This is a genomic window from Streptomyces sp. NPDC003635 (assembly GCF_053587635.1).
Window position 1 is genome coordinate 24,312 of the sequence record NZ_JBSFOK010000048.1, and the last position, 19,351, is coordinate 43,662.

General features: G+C 71.5%; 21 protein-coding genes. 8 read left to right on the forward strand and 13 right to left on the reverse strand.

Annotated features, from left to right (window positions below):
• Nucleotides 1-51: 51 nt before the first annotated feature.
• Nucleotides 52-780 (reverse strand): type 1 glutamine amidotransferase, encoded by a 729-nt coding sequence (locus ACWDRW_RS32800; protein ID WP_451729700.1) that lies wholly within the window; start codon nucleotides 778-780, stop codon nucleotides 52-54.
• Between the two features lie 18 nt (nucleotides 781-798).
• A complete protein-coding gene (locus ACWDRW_RS32805; RefSeq protein ID WP_451729703.1) occupies nucleotides 799-2,037 on the reverse strand; it encodes a MurT ligase domain-containing protein in 1,239 nt (412 codons plus the stop codon).
• An 83-nt stretch (nucleotides 2,038-2,120) separates the two neighbouring features.
• Here ACWDRW_RS32805 and def point away from each other — a divergent pair, with 83 nt between their 5' ends.
• A complete protein-coding gene (def, locus tag ACWDRW_RS32810; RefSeq protein ID WP_451729707.1) occupies nucleotides 2,121-2,660 on the forward strand; it encodes a peptide deformylase in 540 nt (179 codons plus the stop codon).
• Between the two features lie 10 nt (nucleotides 2,661-2,670).
• Here def and ACWDRW_RS32815 read toward each other — a convergent pair whose 3' ends face one another.
• A complete protein-coding gene (locus ACWDRW_RS32815) occupies nucleotides 2,671-3,315 on the reverse strand; it encodes a TetR family transcriptional regulator (RefSeq protein ID WP_451729710.1) in 645 nt (214 codons plus the stop codon).
• Between the two features lie 172 nt (nucleotides 3,316-3,487).
• Between ACWDRW_RS32815 and ACWDRW_RS32820 the strand changes: the two genes are divergently transcribed.
• Nucleotides 3,488-4,714: an acyl-CoA dehydrogenase family protein gene (locus ACWDRW_RS32820; RefSeq protein ID WP_451729713.1), complete on the forward strand. Its 1,227-nt coding sequence runs from the start codon at nucleotides 3,488-3,490 to the stop codon at nucleotides 4,712-4,714.
• Here ACWDRW_RS32820 and ACWDRW_RS32825 read toward each other — a convergent pair.
• The 8 genes from ACWDRW_RS32825 to ACWDRW_RS32860 all read right to left on the reverse strand — a co-directional run bounded on the left by ACWDRW_RS32825 (nucleotide 4,711) and on the right by ACWDRW_RS32860 (nucleotide 12,300).
• Nucleotides 4,711-5,232 carry a cupin domain-containing protein gene (locus ACWDRW_RS32825; RefSeq protein WP_451729716.1) on the reverse strand — a complete coding sequence of 174 codons (522 nt, stop codon included), beginning with the start codon at nucleotides 5,230-5,232 and terminating at the stop codon, nucleotides 4,711-4,713. The two genes, ACWDRW_RS32820 and ACWDRW_RS32825, sit on opposite strands and share 4 nt — an antisense overlap.
• Nucleotides 5,233-5,239: 7 nt before the next feature.
• Entirely contained in the window at nucleotides 5,240-6,454 is a 1,215-nt protein-coding gene (locus tag ACWDRW_RS32830) for a cytochrome P450 (RefSeq protein ID WP_451729719.1), read from the reverse strand.
• A complete protein-coding gene (locus ACWDRW_RS32835) occupies nucleotides 6,451-7,539 on the reverse strand; it encodes a type III polyketide synthase (RefSeq protein ID WP_451729787.1) in 1,089 nt (362 codons plus the stop codon). Before ACWDRW_RS32835 ends, ACWDRW_RS32830 begins: the two co-directional genes overlap by 4 nt.
• A gap of 84 nt (nucleotides 7,540-7,623) precedes the next feature.
• On the reverse strand, nucleotides 7,624-7,857 hold the full coding sequence (locus ACWDRW_RS32840) for a DUF6213 family protein (protein WP_451729722.1): 234 nt from the start codon (nucleotides 7,855-7,857) through the stop codon (nucleotides 7,624-7,626).
• 26 nt (nucleotides 7,858-7,883) lie between these two features.
• The gene (locus ACWDRW_RS32845; RefSeq protein WP_451729725.1) at nucleotides 7,884-9,278 is read right to left on the reverse strand and encodes an NADP-dependent succinic semialdehyde dehydrogenase; all 1,395 of its coding nucleotides are present in this window, start codon (nucleotides 9,276-9,278) and stop codon (nucleotides 7,884-7,886) included.
• A 71-nt stretch (nucleotides 9,279-9,349) separates the two neighbouring features.
• The gene (locus ACWDRW_RS32850; protein ID WP_451729728.1) at nucleotides 9,350-9,811 is read right to left on the reverse strand and encodes an NUDIX domain-containing protein; all 462 of its coding nucleotides are present in this window, start codon (nucleotides 9,809-9,811) and stop codon (nucleotides 9,350-9,352) included.
• Entirely contained in the window at nucleotides 9,808-11,346 is a 1,539-nt protein-coding gene (locus ACWDRW_RS32855) for an ATP-dependent DNA ligase (protein ID WP_451729731.1), read from the reverse strand. The genes ACWDRW_RS32850 and ACWDRW_RS32855 overlap by 4 nt, the downstream gene beginning before the upstream one ends.
• 30 nt (nucleotides 11,347-11,376) lie before the next feature.
• Nucleotides 11,377-12,300: an NAD(P)/FAD-dependent oxidoreductase gene (locus ACWDRW_RS32860; RefSeq protein ID WP_451729734.1), complete on the reverse strand. Its 924-nt coding sequence runs from the start codon at nucleotides 12,298-12,300 to the stop codon at nucleotides 11,377-11,379.
• Between the two features lie 64 nt (nucleotides 12,301-12,364).
• Here ACWDRW_RS32860 and ACWDRW_RS32865 point away from each other — a divergent pair, with 64 nt between their 5' ends.
• The 6 genes from ACWDRW_RS32865 (at nucleotide 12,365) to ACWDRW_RS32890 (ending at nucleotide 17,601) form a co-directional block, all read left to right on the forward strand.
• Nucleotides 12,365-12,940, forward strand: coding sequence for a helix-turn-helix domain-containing protein (locus tag ACWDRW_RS32865; protein ID WP_451729736.1), 576 nt, complete (start codon nucleotides 12,365-12,367; stop codon nucleotides 12,938-12,940).
• A gap of 87 nt (nucleotides 12,941-13,027) precedes the next feature.
• Complete coding sequence (locus ACWDRW_RS32870) at nucleotides 13,028-13,993, forward strand: NADPH:quinone oxidoreductase family protein (RefSeq protein ID WP_451729738.1); 966 nt, start codon at nucleotides 13,028-13,030, stop codon at nucleotides 13,991-13,993.
• A complete protein-coding gene (locus ACWDRW_RS32875) occupies nucleotides 13,990-15,171 on the forward strand; it encodes an acyl-CoA dehydrogenase family protein (protein ID WP_451729741.1) in 1,182 nt (393 codons plus the stop codon). The genes ACWDRW_RS32870 and ACWDRW_RS32875 overlap by 4 nt, the downstream gene beginning before the upstream one ends.
• The gene (locus ACWDRW_RS32880; protein WP_451729744.1) at nucleotides 15,168-16,250 is read left to right on the forward strand and encodes an acyl-CoA dehydrogenase family protein; all 1,083 of its coding nucleotides are present in this window, start codon (nucleotides 15,168-15,170) and stop codon (nucleotides 16,248-16,250) included. The genes ACWDRW_RS32875 and ACWDRW_RS32880 overlap by 4 nt, the downstream gene beginning before the upstream one ends.
• 181 nt (nucleotides 16,251-16,431) lie before the next feature.
• A complete protein-coding gene (locus ACWDRW_RS32885; protein WP_451729747.1) occupies nucleotides 16,432-17,295 on the forward strand; it encodes a phosphatidylinositol-specific phospholipase C/glycerophosphodiester phosphodiesterase family protein in 864 nt (287 codons plus the stop codon).
• A gap of 111 nt (nucleotides 17,296-17,406) precedes the next feature.
• A complete protein-coding gene (locus ACWDRW_RS32890; protein WP_451729750.1) occupies nucleotides 17,407-17,601 on the forward strand; it encodes a hypothetical protein in 195 nt (64 codons plus the stop codon).
• A 21-nt stretch (nucleotides 17,602-17,622) separates the two neighbouring features.
• Here the strand turns inward: ACWDRW_RS32890 and ACWDRW_RS32895 are convergent, their stop codons facing one another.
• Together ACWDRW_RS32895 and ACWDRW_RS32900 are read right to left on the reverse strand one after the other, a co-directional pair.
• The gene (locus ACWDRW_RS32895; RefSeq protein WP_451729753.1) at nucleotides 17,623-18,855 is read right to left on the reverse strand and encodes a phosphodiester glycosidase family protein; all 1,233 of its coding nucleotides are present in this window, start codon (nucleotides 18,853-18,855) and stop codon (nucleotides 17,623-17,625) included.
• Nucleotides 18,856-18,932: 77 nt separating this feature from the next.
• Nucleotides 18,933-19,292 carry a DUF779 domain-containing protein gene (locus ACWDRW_RS32900; RefSeq protein WP_451729755.1) on the reverse strand — a complete coding sequence of 120 codons (360 nt, stop codon included), beginning with the start codon at nucleotides 19,290-19,292 and terminating at the stop codon, nucleotides 18,933-18,935.
• Nucleotides 19,293-19,351 lie beyond the last annotated feature (59 nt).

Sequence of the window (19,351 nt, forward strand, 5' to 3'; positions counted from 1 at the left end):
CGGTGGCAGGGCGCGCTGGAAAGCGGCTTCAGGACCTCTGGAGCGGGTGCGTCACGCGGGCTGCTGCGCGGCCGCGATCCGCTCGTTGCGCAGCGCCTCGTACCAGCGGTCGTCGGTCGGCGGCAGCGCGTTGACGTCCAGCGCCAGCTTGAGCAGCAGATCGGCGATCAGCGGGTTCCGGGCGAGCACGGGGCCGTGCATGTACGTACCGAAGACCGTGTCGTTGTACGCGCCCTCGGTGCCGTCGCCCGTGCCGTTGCCGTTGCCGAGGCGGACCTGGGCGAGGGGGCGGGCCGTCGGGCCGAGGTGGGTGACGCCCTGGTGGTTCTCGAAACCGGTCAGCGGGGGCAGGCCGAGCCGCGGGTCGATGTCGGCGAGCACGTCACCGACGCACCGCGCGCCCTCGCCGCGCGTCGACACCACGTCCAGCAGACCGAGACCGGGCTCGCGCTGGCCGAGGTCGTTGATGAACTCGTGACCGAGGATCTGGTACCCGGCGCACACCGAGAACACGATCGCGCCGTTGCCCACGGCCCGGTGCAGACCGCCGTCCCGGCGCAGCCGCTCGGCCGCGAGCCGCTGCGGCCGGTCCTCGCCGCCGCCGATCAGGTAGATGTCACCGGAGGTCGGGATCGGCTGGTCGCTGCGCACGTCGAGCCGGGCCACGTCCAGGCCGCGCTGCCGGGCCCGGCGCTCCACCACGAGCACGTTGCCCTGGTCGCCGTAGGTGCTCAGCAGGTCCGGGTAGATCCAGACGACCCGCAGTTGGTTGTCGCTCACAAAAGTCCCCTGAGTTCGTCAGTTGCCGACGCGGCGGCGCAGATCCTGGAACGCGGTGTAGTTGGCGATGACCTCGATCCGGCCCGGCGGGCACTGCTGCACCGCCTGGTCGAGGTTCTCGCACACCTGGAACTGCTGGTTCGCGACCTCCAGACGCACCGCGAGGTCCAGCTTGCGGTCACCGATGACACAAATGGGGTGTCCGGTCAGACGCGTGTAGTCCACGTCCCACAGCCAGGAGGTGTCGGTGCCGTCGGCGCCGCGCGCGTTCACCGAGAGGATCACCGGGGTGGGCGGCGGGTCGATCAGGGAGAACGTCTCCAGCCAGCCGGCCGGGTTCTTCGCCAGCAGCAGGCGCAGGTCGCGCCCCTGGAACTGCACGACGTCGTACCGTCCGGCTACGGCCTGCACCTGGTACATGCGCTCCAGGGCGACCTGCGGAGGCACCCCGAAGACGGCGGCGACGGCGGCCGAGGAGGCGGCGTTGGCCTTGTTGGCCCGCCCCGGGAGCTGCAGGTGGATGGGCCAGGCGGAGCCGTGCGGGTCGAGCACGTGATCTCCGGAGAGCGCCCAGCTCGGCGTGGGCCGGCGGAAGCCGCACTCACCGCAGAACCAGTCGTCGCCGGGCCGCTGCATCACGCCACCGCAGGAGGGGCAGGACCAGGCGTCGTCCTTCCACATCTGCCCGGCGGCGACCCAGATCACATTGGGGGAGGAGGACGCGGCCCACACCACCAGCGGGTCGTCGGCGTTGGCGACGATCACGGCCTTGGAGCCGGCGAGGCCCTCGCGCCAGTTCTCGGCGAGCATCCGGGTCTCGGCGGCTCGGTCGAGCTGGTCGCGGGAGAGGTTCAGCAGCGCGATGCACTTCGGGTCGGTGTCCCGGGCCACGCCGGCGAGGTACTTCTCATCGACCTCGATGACGCCGTACCGGGCCTCCGAGCCACCCGCCAGCGCGGAGGTGATGCCCGCGGGCATGTTGGCGCCGAGCGCGTTGGAGACGACCGGGCCCGCGGCGCGCAGCGCCTCCGCGATGAGCCGGGTGGTCGTGGTCTTGCCGTTGGTCGCCGACACCAGGACCACGTCCAGGTTCTGCGCGAGCCGGGCGAGGAGGTCGGGGTCGAGCTTGAGCGCCACCCGGCCGCCGATCACCGATCCGCTGCCGCGCCCCGCCGCGCGCGATGCCGCCGCGACCGCCTTGCCCGCGGTCACGGCGATCTTGGCCCGCGGAGTGAGCGGGTCCGAGTTGCCTGCCATCAGTCCTCGATCCTCCCAACGTCGTAGGTGGTCAGCCTATCGAGATCCATTCGCACTCCCGAATCGGCCGTAATCTTGCCGCCATGCGACATGGCTCCATTCCGGGCGTCCGCGGACGTGTCCGGCCCCTCACCCTGCACGGCGACCCGGTGTTGCACGCCCCCGCCGAGGACGTCACGGACTTCGGCGCCGAACTGGCGACGCTCGTCGAGGACATGTTCGCGACGATGTACGCGGCCCGGGGCGTGGGCCTCGCGGCGAACCAAGTGGGCGTGCCGCTGCGGGTGTTCGTCTACGACTGTCCGGACGACGAGGACGTACGGCATCTGGGGCATGTGGTGAACCCGCGTCTGGTCGAGGCGGACGGTGTGGTGATCCGCGGTCCGGAGGGCTGTCTGTCGCTGCCGGGTCTGGAGGCCGGGACGGAACGGTACGACCACGCCGTGGTCGAGGGGTTCACGGTGACGGGGGAGCCGGTGACGGTGCATGGGACGGGCTTCTTCGCGAGGTGTCTGCAACACGAGTGCGACCATCTGGAGGGGACGATTTACGCGGACCGCGTCACGGGCCGGCGCCACAGGAAGCTGATGCGTCAGGTGGCCAAGGCCTCCTGGTCCGGGTGAGGGCACTCGCTCAGAACCCCGGACCGCCCACCCGGTCGCCGGCCGCCGCCAGCCGGCCCCACAGGAGGTCCGCGAGGCTCCGCACCAACTCGGCCCGGGAACAGGGCCGTTCCCCGAGCCACCAGTCACCCGCGGCGTGCATCATCCCGACGATCCCGTGCCCCCACACCCGGGCCAGCTGCTGGCTCCCGGGTCCGAGGTCCAGCCGCTCCTCGATGACCTGCGCCAACTCCTCGCCCATCCGGCGCAGCAGGGGAGCCGAGTGCTTGCCGACGTCGAAGCCCTGGTCCCCCGACTGGCCGCCCTCCGCGGGGTGCATCAGGAACCGGTACACCTGGGGCCGGGCCTCGATCGCGGCGAGGTAGGTGTCCAGCGTGGCCTCCACCCGTTCCCGTCGCTCCGCCGGCGCGTCGAGCGCGGCCCGCAGCGAGTCCAGCAACGCGTCCGTGTGCCGCTTGGCCAAGGCCGCGTAAAGTCCGCCCTTGTCGCCGAAGTGCCGGTAGAGGATCGGCTTCGTAATGCCCGCCTCCGCCGCGATCGCGTTCATCGAGGCCTGCGGGCCGTCGCGCAGCACCACCCGGTCGGCGGCCTCCAGCAGCTCGCGCCGACGGCGATCCGCCGACCGTTGCTGCTCGGTCCGCTGTGTGGTGTCCATGTGCTCTCCCCACCCGTGCTGTTTCGGTGACGCCTGCGCAAACTAACACTCGACACGGTCCTGACATCGAACGGGCTGCCGACGGGGCATCGGGAGTTGACTTTGTCTACCCATCGGTAACAGACTTTCGTTACCGCAAGTAACATGCACGTGCGCCGCCGCTGGAGGGGTCATGGCCGAGTTCACCATGGAGCTCAACGACGAACAGAAGGAGGTCCGGGACTGGCTGCACGGCTTCGCCGCCGACGTCATCCGCCCCGCGGCCGCCGAATGGGACGAGCGTGAGGAGACTCCCTGGCCGGTCATCCAGGAAGCCGCGAAGGTGGGCATCTACTCCCTCGACTTCTACGCCCAGCAGTACTTCGACCCCACGGGCCTCGGCATCCCGATGGCGATGGAGGAACTGTTCTGGGGCGACGCGGGCATCGCGCTGTCGATCGTCGGCACCGGCCTCGCCGCCGTCGGCGTCCTCGCCAACGGCACCGAGGAGCAGATCGGCACCTGGATCCCGCAGATGTACGGCGACGCCAACGATGTCAAGGTCGCAGCGTTCTGCTCCTCCGAGCCGGACGCCGGGTCCGACGTGGCGTCGATGCGGACCCGTGCCGTGTACGACGAGGCCAAGGACGAGTGGGTGCTCAACGGCACGAAGACCTGGGCGACCAACGGCGGCATCGCCAACGTCCATGTCGTCGTCGCGGTCGTCGACCCCGAGCTGGGCTCCAAGGGCCACGCGTCCTTCATCATCCCGCCGAACACGCCGGGACTCTCCCAGGGCCAGAAGTTCAAGAAGCACGGCATCCGCGCCTCGCACACCGCCGAGGTCGTGCTGGAGAACGTCCGCGTTCCCGGCTCCTGCCTCCTCGGCGGCAAGGAGAAGCTGGACGAGCGCCTGGCGCGGGCCCGCGAGCGGGCGAAGGCCGGCGGCGAGCGGGTGAAGAACGCGGCGATGGCCACGTTCGAGGCGTCCCGGCCGGCCGTGGGCGCCATGGCCGTCGGCACGGCCCGGGCCGCGTACGAGGTGGCGCTGGACTACGCCACGACGCGTGAGCAGTTCGGCCGCCCGATCATCGACAACCAGGGTGTCGCCTTCGAGCTCGCCGACATGCGTACGTCGATCGACGCGGCGCGGCTGCTGGTGTGGCGGGCGTCCTGGATGGCGGTCAACGGCAAGCCGTTCACCGCGGCCGAGGGCTCGATGTCCAAGCTGTTCGCCAGCGAGACCGCCAAGAAGGTCACCGCCCAGGCGATCCAGATCCTGGGCGGCAACGGGTACACACGGGAGTATCCGGTGGAGCGGATGCACCGGGATGCCGCGATCTACACGATCTTCGAGGGCACGAGTGAGATCCAGCGACTGGTGATCGCTAGGACGCTCTCGGGGATGCCCATCCGCTAACGGTGTCTCAACGGAGTCAGTTGCTCGATGTCGTACCGGCTCCGCAGCTCCTCGATCGCCGCATGGTCCGGTGGGCCCCCACCGCCCAGGATCTCGAGCAGCTCCTCGAAGTAGCGCTCGTGGTCCGGGGGCGGGGAGGCCTGGAAGAACATCTTCGCGGGTTCGTCCGTCGGGTTCGCGAAAGCGTGGGGGCAGCCGGGTGGTACGACGATCACCGTGCCCGGGGTCGCCCGTACCACCCGGCTGCCCGAACCGGACTCCCAGCGCTGCCAGTTGTCGGGGGTCCGGACCCGGGGCTCGAAGGCGAGGACGTCCAGTTCGCCCTCGAGGACGTAGAACAACTCCTCGCTGCGGGTGTGCACATGGGCGCCCACGTCGAAGCCGGGGGGCACGATCACCTCGAACGTGGACGCCATGCGGGAGTGCGAGCCGGTGACCTTGAAGGTCACGTGCTGGGCCGGGGTCTGGACGACCCGGCCATGACCCGGCGGGACCAGAAGGCCTTCCGTCGCCGTCATCGACCGCTCACCACGTGACGGGCAGGGCCTCGGGCCCGCGGATCAGCGCGCCCTTCTTGAAGGGCACCTTCTCCGGCGCAACGGCCAGTCTCAGCCCCGGCAGCCGCTCCATGAGCACGTCCACCAGGAGCTGCGACTCCATGCGGGCGAGCATGCCGCCGGGGCAGTAGTGCGGTCCGAAACCGAAGGACACATGCGGGTTCGGGCTGCGCGAGAAGTCGATCGTCTCCGGGTACGGGAAGACGTCCGGGTCCCGGTTGGCGGCCAGGTAGGACACGTAGACCGCGTCCCCGGCCCGGATCCGGACGCCCTGGACGCCCACGTCCTCGGTGGCGATCCGGGAGAGCCCGACCGCGTTGCGGTGCGGGATGTAGCGGATCAGCTCGTCGATGGCCTGGGGGCGGATCTCCGGCTCGGCGCGCAGCCGTGCGGCCAGGTCGGGGCGGGTCAGCAGGATGTAGAACAGCTGCCCGCTGTTGTTGGTGACCGCCTCGCCGCCGATCTGGAGCAGCACCGCGAGCCCCACGGCCTCCTCCAGCGTCACCTCACCCCGGCCCACGGCGGCGCCGAGCAGCGAGGTGACGTCCTCGGAGCCGCCGCCGTCCCGGAGCCCGATGAGGTCGGCGAAGTAGGAGCCCATCTCGTTCTTGGCCTTCTCGCTGACATCGGCGCCGTGCGACGAGGACAGGATCAGCTGGGTCCAGGTGTGCATGACGTGGTGGTCGGCGGACGGCACACCCATCAGCTCGCAGATCACCGCGATGGGGAACGGGGTGAGGACCGTCGCGGTGAGATCGGCGGGCGGCCCGTCCTGGAGCAGCTCGTCGACCAGCTCGTCCAGCATCCGGCGGGACTTCTCCCGGATCCGCTCCACGCCCTTGGCCGTGAACGCGGCGGCCACCGAGCGACGCAGCCGGGTGTGGTCCGGCGGGTCGAGGAAGCCGACCGCGCCCCGGGCCGGGATGAAGTGCGGGGCGAGCCGGGTGACCGGCCGGTCCATGACGGCCTCGCGGCTGAACCGGGGGTCGTTGGTCACCATGCGTACGTCCTCGTACCGGGTGACCAGCCAGGCCCAGCCCTCGCCGTTGGGCAGCTGGATGCGGGTGATCGGGCCCTCCCGCATCAGCTCGCTCAGCACCGGGTCGAAGTCGACACCGGTCAGATCGAGGGCCGGCCAGTGCCGGATCGGGGGGAGGATCTCGGTCAGGGTCTTCTCGGTCATACCGCCTCTTCGTCCATGCGCTGCCAGCGGCCGAGAGCCATCTCGGCGGTGATGCCGGGGCCGAACCCGGCGAGCAGCCCGCGCGCCCGCTCCGGGGCGCCGCCCTCGTCGAACAGCCGGCGCAGCGCGTCGAGGACGACGGCGCTGGCGATGTTGCCGTACTCGGTGAGCGTGGCCCGGCTGAAGCGGAAGGCGTGCGGGTCGACCTGGAGGAACTTGCTCAGGTCGTCGAGGATGCGGGGACCTCCGGCGTGGACGATGTAGAAGTCCAGGTCGGCGGCGTCCCAGCCGTGCAGCCCCGCGAGGTCCTGGAGCGCCGGGGCGAGCGGCTCCATGGTGGCCGGCACCCGCTTGTCCAGCAGGAAGTGGAAGCCGGTGGCCCGGACGTCGTACATGATCCACTCTTCGGTCTTTGGGATCAGGTACGAGCCGTTGCGTTCCAGTCGGATGCCCTCGCCACCCCGGCCGCGCACCACGGCGGCGGCGATGCCGTCGCCGAAGAGGCCGTTGGAGAGGAGCGAGCCGACGCCGATGTCGGTGGGCTGGTAGCACAGCGAGCAGAACTCGCAGGCCACGATGAGCGCGTTGGCCTCCGGGTAGGCCGTGCAGAAGTCGTGCGCCCGGTTGATCGCCGCACCGCCGGCCGCGCAGCCCAGCTGAGCGATGGGTATCTGACGGGTGGTGGGCTCGAAGTCCAGTTCGTTGATGAGCCAGGCCGTGAGCGAGGGCATCATGAAGCCCGTGCACGACACGTAGATGATCACGTCGATGTCGCTGGTGAGGAGCTCGGCGTCGTCGAGCGCCCGCTGGACGACGGCGGGCACCCGGGCCTTCGCCTCCGCCACGTAGATCTTGTTGCGTTCCTCGAACCCCGGGTGCTTCAGCGTCTCCTCGATGGGCTGCACGATGTGCCGGGTCTTCACGCCCGTGTTCTCGATCAGCCTGAGCGCCAGCGGGAGTTGGGGGTGGTCGGCGTGGCGGGAGCGCGCCAGTTCGAGCGTCTCCTCCATCGTGATCACATGCTCTGGAACGGACACCGAGGGTCTGCACAAAGTCGCCATGAACCGTGCCTGCTTTCGCCTCAGGAGGTGGTCCAGTCCACGATCACCCGAGGAGGCGGCGACTTCGCGCGGAGCTACGCCGAACGCGGGATGACTGTGCGTGTGCCCCTACGGCGTGCTGCCGCTGCTGTGCGCGATGCAGGCGACGTCGATGCGATCCGCCAGCTTGGCCAGCTCGATGGTCAGCGCGGCCACGGTGTCCTCGTCGAGATCCTCACCGGCCTCGACAAGATGAAGCCACCGCCCGCCGACGGTCCGCAAGAGCTTGCTCACATCGGCGGCGGACACCTGCAAGGTCCCGCGGTCATCGACGATCAGAGGCAGAGTCACTTCGCGGTTCACAAAACGGGATCGTAGCCGCGCAGGGCCTACGCACCCTGCCAAACGGTGGTGATGTTGCAGAACTCGCGGATTCCGTGCCCGGACAGCTCACGGCCGTACCCCGAGCGCTTGGCCCCGCCGAACGGGAACGCCGGGTGGGAGGCGGTCATGCCGTTGACGAACACGCCGCCGGCCTCCAGGTCCCGTACGAACCGGTCGACCTCGGCCTCGTCGCGCGTCCACACGTTGGAACTCAGGCCGAACGGCGAGTCGTTGGCGATGAGGACCGCCTCGTCCAGGTCCCCCGCCCGGTACAGCGTGGCGACGGGGCCGAAGGCCTCCTCGCGGTGGATCCGCATCTCCCGGGTGACACCGGTCAGCACCGTCGGCGGGTAGTACCAGCCGGGCAGCTCGGGGCGGCGCAGCCGGTGGCCGCCGCACAGGGCCTCGGCCCCGCTGCGGGTGGCGTCGTCGACCAGTTCCTCCAGGTCGGTCCGCCCCTGCTCGGTCGCCAGGGGACCCACCTGGGTCTCCTCCGCCATCGGGTCGCCGACCTTCAGCGCCTTCATGCCCGCCACGAACCGCTCGGCGAAGGCTTCGTAGACGTCGGTGTGCACGATGAACCGCTTGGCGGCGATGCACGACTGCCCGTTGTTCTGCACGCGCGCGGTCACCGCCACCTCGGCGGCCCGGTCGATGTCGGCGGAGGGCATGACGACGAAGGGGTCGCTGCCGCCCAGCTCCAGCACCGTCTTCTTCACCATGTCCCCGGCGACCGAGGCGACAGCGCGGCCCGCCGGCTCGCTGCCGGTGAGGGTGGCCGCCTTGACGCGCTCGTCGCGCAGGACCTCCTCCACCTGCCCGGAGCCGATCAGCAGCGTCTGGAACACGCCCTCCGTGAAGCCCGCCCGGTGGAAGAGGTCCTCCAGGTACAGCGCGGTCTGGGGCACGTTGGAGGCGTGCTTGAGCAGGCCGACGTTGCCCGCCATCAGCGCGGGCGCGGCGAACCGCACCACCTGCCACAGCGGGAAGTTCCACGGCATCACCGCGAGCACCGGGCCGAGCGGCCGGTAGCGCACCCGGACCCGGGAGGCCCCGGAGTCCCGTACGTCGGCCTCGGCGGGCTCCTCGTCGGCGAGGAGTTCCTCGGCGTGCCCGGCGTACCAGCGCATGGCCTTGGCGCACTTGCCGGCCTCGGCGCGGGCCTGCGCGACGGGCTTGCCCATCTCGGTGGTCATCACCCGGGCGATGTCCCCCGCGTCCTCGTCCAGGAGGTCCGCTGCCCGGTTCAGCAGCCGGGCGCGCTCGGGATACGTCGTCGTCCGGTACGTGCGGAACGTGGCTTCGGCGAGCTGGAGGCGGCGCTCGATCTCCTCGCCGTCCATGGCCTCGTACGTCTTGAGTGTCTCGCCGTTCGCCGGGTTCACCGTTGCGATGGGCATGACCGACCTCCCGGGATGTGCTGATGTGCTTCGACCTTCCCGCGCGTCGCCGGTGGCCGCAACGCGGCGGTTCAGCCCGAGTGCTCCGCGAGCCGGTCCAGAAACGCGCCCTGGGCCTTCACGATCACGGTGCGGGCGCTGTCCAGGGAGAACCAAGCGACCCGGTCCAGCTCGGGGAACTCCTCGGTCAGCCCGGACTTCGGCGGCCACTCCATCCGGAAGGTGCCCGGCACGACGGTCGCCGGATCGAGGTCGGCCTCGACCGCCCACACCGTCACCAGCTTGCCGTTCGACTGACGCACGTCACCGAGCGGTACGGCATCCCCGGCGGGCGGCGCCAGACCCAGCTCCTCCTGGAACTCCCGCCGGGCCGCGTCCCAGGCGGCCTCCGTCTCCGGCTCGTACTCGCCCTTCGGCACGCCCCACGCCCCCGCGTCGCGCGTGGCCCAGAAAGGGCCGCCCATGTGGCCGAGAAGCACCTCCAGGCCGTCGTCGGTGCGCCGGTACAGCAGCAGGCCCGCGCTGTACTTCACGGCCGCACCTCGGGGTGGGCCGCGAGCAGGGTCTCCACGGTGTCCGCCTCCTCGGGGCGCTTGTCCTCCCGGTAGCGGACCACCCGGGCGAAGCGCAGGGTGACGCCGGCCGGGTAGCGGGTGGACTTCTGCAGGCCGTCGTAGGCGATCTCGACGACGAGTTCCGGTCGTACGGTGACGACGTGGCCGCTCTCCTCGACCGCCAGCTCCTTCAGACGCCGAGTCTGCCAGCTGAGCATCGCGTCGGTCATGCCTTTGAAGGTCTTGCCGAGCATGGCGAACGAGCCGTCGTCGGTGCGGGCGCCGAGGTGCAGGTTGGAGAGCTTGCCGGTGCGCCGGCCGTTCCCCCACTCGGCGGCCAGGACGACCAGGTCGAGGGTGTGCACGGGCTTGACCTTCAGCCAGGACGCGCCGCGCCGGCCCGCGCTGTAGGGGGCGTCCAGGGACTTCACGACCACGCCCTCGTGGCCGCGCTCCAGGGTCTCGGCGAGGAAGGCCTCGGCCCGCCCGCTGTCCTCGGGGCCGTCGGCGAGGGTGCGCCGGACGCGCATCGGCTCCGGGACCAGCCGGGCCAGTTCGGCGTGGCGGTCGGCGAAGGGCAGGTCGAGCAGGTCGTGGCCGTCGACGGAGAGCGCGTCGAAGAAGACGGGGGAGACCGGGACCGCGCGCGCCGCTGTCGCCACGTCCACCCGTGAGCCGACGCGCCCGGCGGTCTCCTGGAAGGAGCGGGGCCGTCCCGCCGCGTCGAAGGCGATGACCTCGCCGTCCAGGATGAACCGCTCACCGCGCAACTCCATCGCCGCGGCGGTCAGTTCGGGCAGCCGGTCGGTGATGTCGTCGAGGGTGCGGGTGTAGACCCGTACCGTGTCGCCGTCCCGGTGGAGCTGGACGCGGATGCCGTCCAGTTTCTCCTCCACCGCGCAGGAGCCGAGCTTCTCGACCGCCTCGGACACCGAGGAGGCGCTGTGCGCCAGCATCGGCAGGACCGGGCGGCCGACGGTGAGCCGGAAGCGGCCGAGTGCGGCGGGGCCCTCGGTGAGCAGTGCCTCGGCCACCGTCTGCAGCGAGCCCGCGAGCATCACGGCCCGCCGTACGTCCGCCGGGGCCGCCTCGACCGCCTGCGCCAGGCCCTCCACGGCCACCGCGTCCAGCGCGCCCTGGCGGACCTCGCCGGTGATCAGCCCGTACAGGAACCGCTGCTCGTCGGCGGTGGCGGCGCCCAGCAACTCGCCGACGAGCCGCGCCCGTTCGGCCTGCGAACCGGCGCCCGACACCTTGCCGAGATCGGTGAGCAGGGCGTCGACCTCGGCCACGGTCAGGGTCGCTTCGGCGGCCGGGGCGACCGGCCGGCCGAGCACCTTCCAGCCCACCCCGAGCCGCCCCTGCGGCAACCGTCCCGCGAGATAGGGGATGACGATGGGCACGTCCGCGGCCTCGGCGTCCCGGAACAGCTCCGCCAGCAGAGCGACCTTCCGGGACCGGGCCGAGGTGGCGGCGACCTCTTGGGACACTTGGGCCAGTCGGCTCAACAGCATGCTGACCATGGTGCACCCGGGGTGGCCGCTCTACACCTGGGCGGCGGCGTCCAGGTCCGTCATCAGCAGCTCCCCGTTGATCGTGGCCCCGGCCCGGTAGCCACCCGCCGCCGCGTTGACGACCTGCTCGGCGAACCCCGCCGCGTTGCCCGCGGCCCACACGCCCGGGACGGACGTGAGCCCGGTGGGATCCACCACGGGGTACGAGCCGAAGGGGGTCTCGGTCAGCTCCGCCCCCAGCCGCTGGAGCAGATCGGTCCGCGGCACGGCGCGGGGCGCGACGAAGAGGACCTCGCGGGCATGGGTGGAGCCGTCCGAGAGGCGTACCCCGGTGAGCCGGTCCTCCTCGACCAGCACCTCGGCGACCGGCCCCGGCACCACGTCCACCCCCGCCACGGCCAGCCTCCGCACGTCGTCGGCGGACAGCTCGCTCTCGTCGACCTCGTGCAGGAACAGCGTCACGTCCTTGGACCACTGCGACACCATCAGCGCCTGGTGCACGCTCAGCGGGCTGGTCGCGAGCACCCCGAAGGCCTGGTCGCGCACCTCCCAGCCATGGCAGTACGGGCAGTGCAGCGCGTCCCGCCCGAACCGCTCGGCGAGCCCGGGCACGTTGGGCAGTTCGTCCTTGAGGCCGGTGGCGATCACCAGGCGCCGGGCGTGGACGGTACGCCCGCTCTCCAGCGTCACCGTGAAGCCCTCGGTGACGTCCACCGCCCGGTCCCGGACCAGCTCCACGTCGTAGCGGGCGATCTCCTCGCGCCCGATCGCGAGGAACTCGGCCGGCGACATCCCGTCCCGGGACAGATAGCCCTGCATATGGGCGGAGGGAGCGTTGCGGGGCTCGCCCGCGTCGACCACCAGGGTGCGGCGCCGGGCGCGGCCCAGCACCAGGGCCGCGGACAGGCCCGCCGCGCCACCCCCGATCACGATCACTTCGTAGGTTTCGGTCATGCCGCCACGGTCGCTCCGCGAGCGCGGGATTGACAAACGTCTTTGCCGAAACTGCAATACCGACATGAGTACGGAGGAAGTTCTCGCGGGCGTCGGCCCCAGGTTGAAGCAGATGCGCAAGGAGCGGGAGGTGACCCTCGCCGCGCTGTCCGAGGCCACCGGCATCTCGGTCAGCACCCTCTCCCGGCTGGAGTCCGGGCTGCGCAAGCCCAGCCTGGAGCTGCTGCTGCCGATCGCCCAGGCACATCAGGTGCCGCTCGACGAACTGGTCGGCGCCCCCGCGGTCGGCGATCCCCGGGTGCGCGGGGTGAAGCCGATCGAGCGCTACGGCCGTACCCACTGGCCCCTCACCCGGCAGCCCGGCGGCCTGCAGGCCTTCAAGGTGCTCGAACCGCAGCGCCGCCTCGAGCCGGAACCGCGCACCCACGAGGGCTACGAGTGGCTGTACGTCCTCTCCGGCAAGCTGCGCCTGGTGCTGGGCGAGCACGACGTGGTGCTCGCGGCGGGGGAGGCGGCGGAGTTCGACACCCGGGTTCCGCACTGGTTCGGGTCGACGGGGGAGGGGCCGGTGGAGTTCCTGAGTCTGTTCGGGCCGCAGGGGGAGCGGATGCACGTGCGGGCGCGGCCCAGGAACGCGTGACCCGCGTGACTGTTCCCTGATCGGCAAGCGACCGCTTAGTATGCGAACCGACCCCGGTCAGACGAAGCAGTCCCGTGGAGGCACCGCATGCAGGCATGGCAAGTGCACGAGAACGGCGAGCCGAGTGAGGTGATGCGGCTCGCGGACGTCGAGCCGCCCACCCCCGGTGACGGCCAGGTCCTGCTGAAGGTGCGCGCCGCCAACATCAACTTCCCGGACGTGCTGATGTGCCGGGGCCACTACCAGGTCCGGCCGCCGCTGCCGTTCACCCCGGGCGTGGAGATCTGCGGCGAGACCGAGGACGGCCGCCGCGTCATCGCCAACCCCGCGCTGCCGTACGGCGGATTCGCCGAGTACGCCGTCGCCGATGCACGGGCCCTGCTGCCCGCGCCCGAGTCGCTGGACGACGCCGAGGCCGCCGCCCTGCACATCGGCTACCAGACGGGCTGGTTCGGACTGCACCGCCGGGCCGGGCTGGAGGCCGGGGAGACCCTCCTCGTGCACGCCGCCGCGGGCGGGGTCGGCAGCGCCGCCGTACAGCTCGGCAAGGCCGCCGGAGCCACGGTCATCGGTGTCGTCGGCGGCGCCGAGAAGGCCGCCGTCGCCCGGGAGCTGGGCTGTGACGTGGTGATCGACCGGCGCAGCGAGGACGTCGTCGCGGCCGTGAAGGAGGCCACCGGCGGCCGGGGCGCCGATGTGATCTACGACCCCGTCGGCGGGGACGCCTACACCCAGTCCACCAAGGTCGTCGCCTTCGAGGGCCGGATCGTGGTCGTCGGCTTCGCCAGCGGCTCGATCCCCAGCCCGGGCCTCAACCACGCGCTGGTGAAGAACTACTCGATCCTCGGCCTGCACTGGGGCCTGTACAACACCAAGAACCCCAAGCTGGTCCAGCACTGCCACGAGCAGCTCACCGAGCTGGCGGCGCGGGGCGCGATCAAGCCGCTGATCAGCGAGCGCGTCCCGCTCGCCGAGGCCGCGGCGGCCGTGCAACGCGTCGGCGACGGTGTCACCACCGGCCGGATCGCCGTCCTGACGGAGGGAGCAGCATGACCGACGCCGCCGAACTGCGCCGCCTCACCCAGGAGTTCCTGGCCGCGAACCCGCCCGCGTCCACCGACCGGCAGGACTTCCTCCGGGCCCGCTTCGACGCCGGGCTGGCCTGGGTGCACTACCCCGAGGGCCTCGGTGGCCTCGGCGCCCCGCGCTCGCTCCAGGCCGTCGTGGACGCCGAGCTGGAGGCCGCCGGCGCCCCCGACAACGACCCCCGCAGGATCGGCATCGGCCTCGGCATGGCCGCCCCGACGATCCTTCACTACGGCACCGAGGAGCAGAAGCGCCGGTTCCTGCGGCCGCTGTGGACCGGGGAGGAGGTCTGGTGCCAGCTCTTCAGCGAGCCCGGCGCCGGCTCCGACCTGGCGGCGCTCGGCACCCGGGCCGTACGGGAGGGCGACGAGTGGGTCGTCAACGGACAGAAGGTGTGGACGTCCAGTGCCCATCTCGCCCGCTGGGCCATCCTCATCGCGCGGACCGACCCGGACGTGCCCAAGCACGCGGGCATCACCTACTTCCTCTGCGACATGACCGACCCCGGCGTCGAGGTGCGGCCCCTGCGCCAGATCACCGGCGAGGCCGAGTTCAACGAGGTCTTCCTCACCGGCGTCCGCATCCCCGACGCCCACCGACTCGGCGCGGTCGGCGACGGCTGGAGGGTCGCGCAGACCACGCTGAACAACGAACGCGTGGCCATCGGCGGCATGCGGCTGCCCCGCGAGGGCGGCATGATCGGCCCGGTCTCGAAGGCCTGGCGCGAGCGTCCCGAACTGCGCACCCAGGAACTCCATCAGCGACTGCTGAAGCTGTGGGTGGACGCCGAGGTCGCCCGGCTCACCGGCGAGCGGCTGCGCCAGCAGCTCGTCGCGGGCCAGCCCGGCCCCGAGGGCGCCGGCATGAAGCTCGGCTTCGCCCGCCTCAACCAGGAGATCAGCGGCCTGGAGGTCGAACTCCTCGGCGAGGAGGGCCTGTTGTACGACGACTGGACCATGCGGCGCCCGGAACACGTGGACTTCACCGGCCGCGAGGCCGGTTACCGCTACCTCCGCTCCAAGGGCAACAGCATCGAGGGCGGGACCAGCGAGGTCCTGCTGAACATCGTCGCCGAGCGCGTCCTCGGCCTGCCCGCCGAGCCGCGCACCGACAAGGACGTCGCATGGAAGGACCTGTCCCGATGAGCGCACAGCCGGATCTTCTCTACTCCGAGGAGGAAGAGGCGCTGCGGTCCGCCGTCCGGGACCTGCTCGCCGACCACTGCGACGCGCCCGGCGTCATCGCCCGCACCGAGTCGGACGCGCCGCACGACCTGGAGGCCTGGAAGGCGCTCGCCGACGGCATGGGTCTCGCGGGCCTCCTGGTTCCCGAGGAGCACGGCGGCCAGGGCGCCACGCACCGCGAAGCCGCCGTGGTCCTGGAAGAGCTGGGTCGCGCGGTCGCCCCGGTGCCGTATCTCACCAGTGCCGTCGTGGCCACCGAAGCCCTGCTGGCCTGCGACGCCTTCGACCTGCTGGCCGACCTCGCGTCCGGCCGCCGTATCGGCGCTCTCGCCGTCGCCCTGAGTGTGGCTCCGGGCGGCGTCTACAAGGTCGTACGACATGAAGAGGGCTCCCTGCACGGCGAGTTGACCGCCGTCGCGGACGCCGCAGTCGCCGACGTGCTGCTCGTGCCCGCCGACGACGGAGGCCTCTACGCGGTCGACGCCTCCGCCGCCACGATCACCCCGCGGGCGTCCCTGGACCTGACGCGTCCGGTGGCCACGGTGACCCTGGACGGAGCGCCCGGACGCCTGCTCGGCGACGCCGAACCCGCCGTGCGCCGCGCCCTGCGCGCCGGTGCCGGGCTGCTCGCCTCCGAGCAACTCGGAGGCGCCGACTGGACGTTGACCGAGACCGTGCGCTACCTGAAGGAGCGCAAGCAGTTCAACCGGCCCGTCGGTGGCTTCCAGGCGCTCAAGCACCGGCTCGCCCAGACGTGGCTGGAGGTCGTCAACCTGCGCGCCGCCGCCCGCAACGCGGCCGACGCCCTCGCGCGCGGCGAGGACGCCGACGTGGCGGTCGCCGTCGCCCAGGCGTACGCGGCGCCCGTCGCGGTCCGTGCCGCCGAGGAGGCGCTGCAACTGCACGGCGGCATCGGAATGACCTGGGAGCACCCGGTGCATCTGTACCTGAAGCGGGCCAAGGCGGACTCGATCGCGTACGGCACCGCGGGCGCGCACCGGGCCGCGCTGGCCGAACTGGTCGACCTCCAGGCCCCCTGACGGCCCACCGGAGTTCACCCGGGAAAGCCCGCCCTGCCTGGGGCGGGCTTTTTCGCGCCGCCGGACGGACGGAGTGAACGGACGGCGGCAGTCCGGCCAACTCCTGGCACGTACAGGTTCGTTACGGACCTGACCGCTTCATACTCCCTGTGGTTCGGATCGGCCCAAAGGGAGGCAGAACATGGCGCTCATCACTCGTCGCAGAGCCCTCACCACGGTCGGCGCCGCACTCGCGGGCGTGCTGGCCCCGCCGGTCGGCAGTGCCTTCGCCGTCGACAAGAAGCACCGACCCCGCCCGCTGTGGCGCGCCCACGCCCACAACGACTACGAGCACCCGCGCCCCCTCCTCGACGCCCTGGACCACCGGTTCGGCAGCCTGGAGGCCGACATCTTCCTCACGGGCGACCAGCTCCTCGTCGCCCACGACCCGGAGGACCTCGACCCCGCGCGCACCCTGGAGTCCCTCTACCTCGACCCGCTCGCCGCCCGCGTCAAGGCCAACCACGGTTCCGTGTACCGCGGTTACCGCAGGCCGCTCCAGTTGCTCATCGACATCAAGACCGAGGGCTCCTCGACGTACCTCGAACTCGACCGGCATCTCAAGCGCTACAGGCACCTGTTCACGACGTACGCCCACGGCCGGGTGTTCCCCGGCCCGGTCACCGCCGTCATCTCCGGCGACCGCGCCGCCCGGGTGCCGATGGAGGCGCAGACCGTGCGCCGCGCCTTCTACGACGGCCGGCTCAGCGACCTCGGCAGCTCGGCACCGGCCTCCTTCATCCCGCTGATCAGCGACAACTGGGGCAACAACTTCACCTGGCGAGGCGTCGGCGCCTTCCCCGACGCCGAGCGGCGGAAGCTGAACACGATCACGGGGGCCGCGCACTCCCGCGGGCAGAAGGTGCGGTTCTGGGCCACCCCGGACCTGGCGGGCCCGGAACGCGACGCGCTGTGGACCGAACTGGTCGCCGCCGATGTCGACTACCTCAACACCGACGACCTCTCCGGCCTGCGGGCCTTCCTGGAGGCGCACGACCGCGCGTGACACCACACGTTCGGCGGACAGGTCAGCCGCCCGGACGAACCCTCCGCTACGCCACACTTACGGCCGAACGCCGTGAACCGGACGTGTGCGGCGTGGCGGAGGAGGTTGACGATGGCCGTGTCCATTTCCGTGGTGCTGCTGCTGTTGGTCCTTGCGGTGATCTTCCTGCGCAACGGCGGGCTCAAGGTCTCCCACGCGCTCGTGTGCGCCCTGCTCGGCTTCTACATGGCCGGCACCAGCATCGCGCCCACCATCAGCAGCGGCCTCACGGCCACCGCCGACATCGTCAGCGGTCTGAGACCGTGAGGCCGCCCGCTCATCGGCCCGTCACCGGGTGAAGACGCCGATGCCGTTCGGGACGGGGCGTTCCGCGCCGCCCGAGGGATGGTTGAGCACGCTGACCGTGGAGGCCCCAGGGGCCCGGGCGACCAGCGTCGAGGAACCGCCGCCGTCCAGGCTGAAGGCGTCGGTCGAGCCCAACCTCCGCATGGTGTGGGCCACTTCGGCGATGGTCAGCCCCTTGTACCCGGTGCCGCCGTCCAGCGAGAACAGCAGCACCTGCTTCCCGCCGCCCCCGATGCCCACGGCGCTGCGCACCGCGGCGGTGTTGTCGTCCAGGCCCGGCAGCGGCTGTCCGCCGGTGAGCACCGGGTAGCCGCCGACCGCGAACCGGTACGCCACCCGGGAGGCGGCGGCCACCAGCCGGTGCCGTACCTTCACCGGCTGCCCCGGGACGAACTTCCGCAGCTCCTGCGCCCCCGCTTCCCGGCCCACCAGCACGGTGGTCCCGGGTTGGATGGCGCCGCCGCCCGGGCTGTCGGCGGTCGCCACCACCCGACCGCCGCGGACCGTCACCTCGTGGGTGTCCGTGCTGCACGGCGCGGCGCGGTCGGTGTCGGTGCCGCAGGTCGCCCGGACCCGGGAGACACTGCCCCACTCGGAGGTGAACGCCCCGACGGAGTTCACCGGCAGCGCGTACTGGTTGAGGCCGCCGAGCCCCAGGTTCCCGGTGGCCGTGCGGACCGATCCGGCCAGTGCCATGTCGTCGAGACGGGCCCGGCGGTCGACGCCCATGCCCACGACGTCCTCGGTGGAGGTGCCGGGCGGCAGGGACGGCCCGAAGCGCTGGTCGTTCGGTACGGCCGCCTTGAGCGTACGGCCGCTCGCGACGGCGGGACCCACGCTCGCGCCGGTCACCTCGACGCCGGGGTGCTGGGTCTCGGTGATGTTGAAGAAGTCGCCGTTCACCCCGGCGATGGCGCCCTGGGCGTCGGCCAGCCGGGACACGGGCGTCCGGGCAGCGACCTTCCCGGGGTACAGCAGGTCCAGGGTGATACGCGGGTTGGTCAGGTCCACCCGCAGCAGATGGCCGTGGGCGGTGCCCTGGGCGCCCTGGATGTCGAACTGCTCGTACACCACACCGGGAGCGAGCCGCGTGGCGGCGGGAGCGCCGCTGGCCGGTACCGCCCCCAGCAGGGCGGTACCGGCCAGCGAGCCGAGTACGGTGAGAAAGGTCAGTGTCGTTCTGCGTGCCGTGCGTCGTTTCTGACGACGTGTCACAGTCCCCCCTGAGGATTCGTCAACTGTCCCGGGACTCAGGGGAGAAGTGCATCAGATCCGGGCGGTCGGCGCGGTGGCTATGCCCCGACAACGCGAGAACGGATGAGGAAACGCACCCCCTCGGGTGCCTCCAGGGAGAAGCCGCTGCCGCGGCCCTCCACCACGTCGACGATCAGCCGGGTGTGGGCCCAGGCCTCGTACTGGCTGCGGGACATCCAGAAGCCCACCGGCTCCTCGACGCCGTGCACGTACAACTCGGCGAGCAGCACGTCCGAGTTGCCGGTGCGGAACTCGCCCGCCGGGTAGCACATCGGCGCGCTGCCGTCGCAGCAGCCGCCGGACTGATGGAACATCAGCGGGCCGTGCGCGTCGTGCAGCCGCCGCACCAGTTCGGCGGCGGCGGGCGTCAGCGCGACGCGCGGGATCTCCTCGTACATGCCAACCATCCCCACGGGAACCGGATCCGGACGGACCAGCGGACCACGGGGGAGGTTGC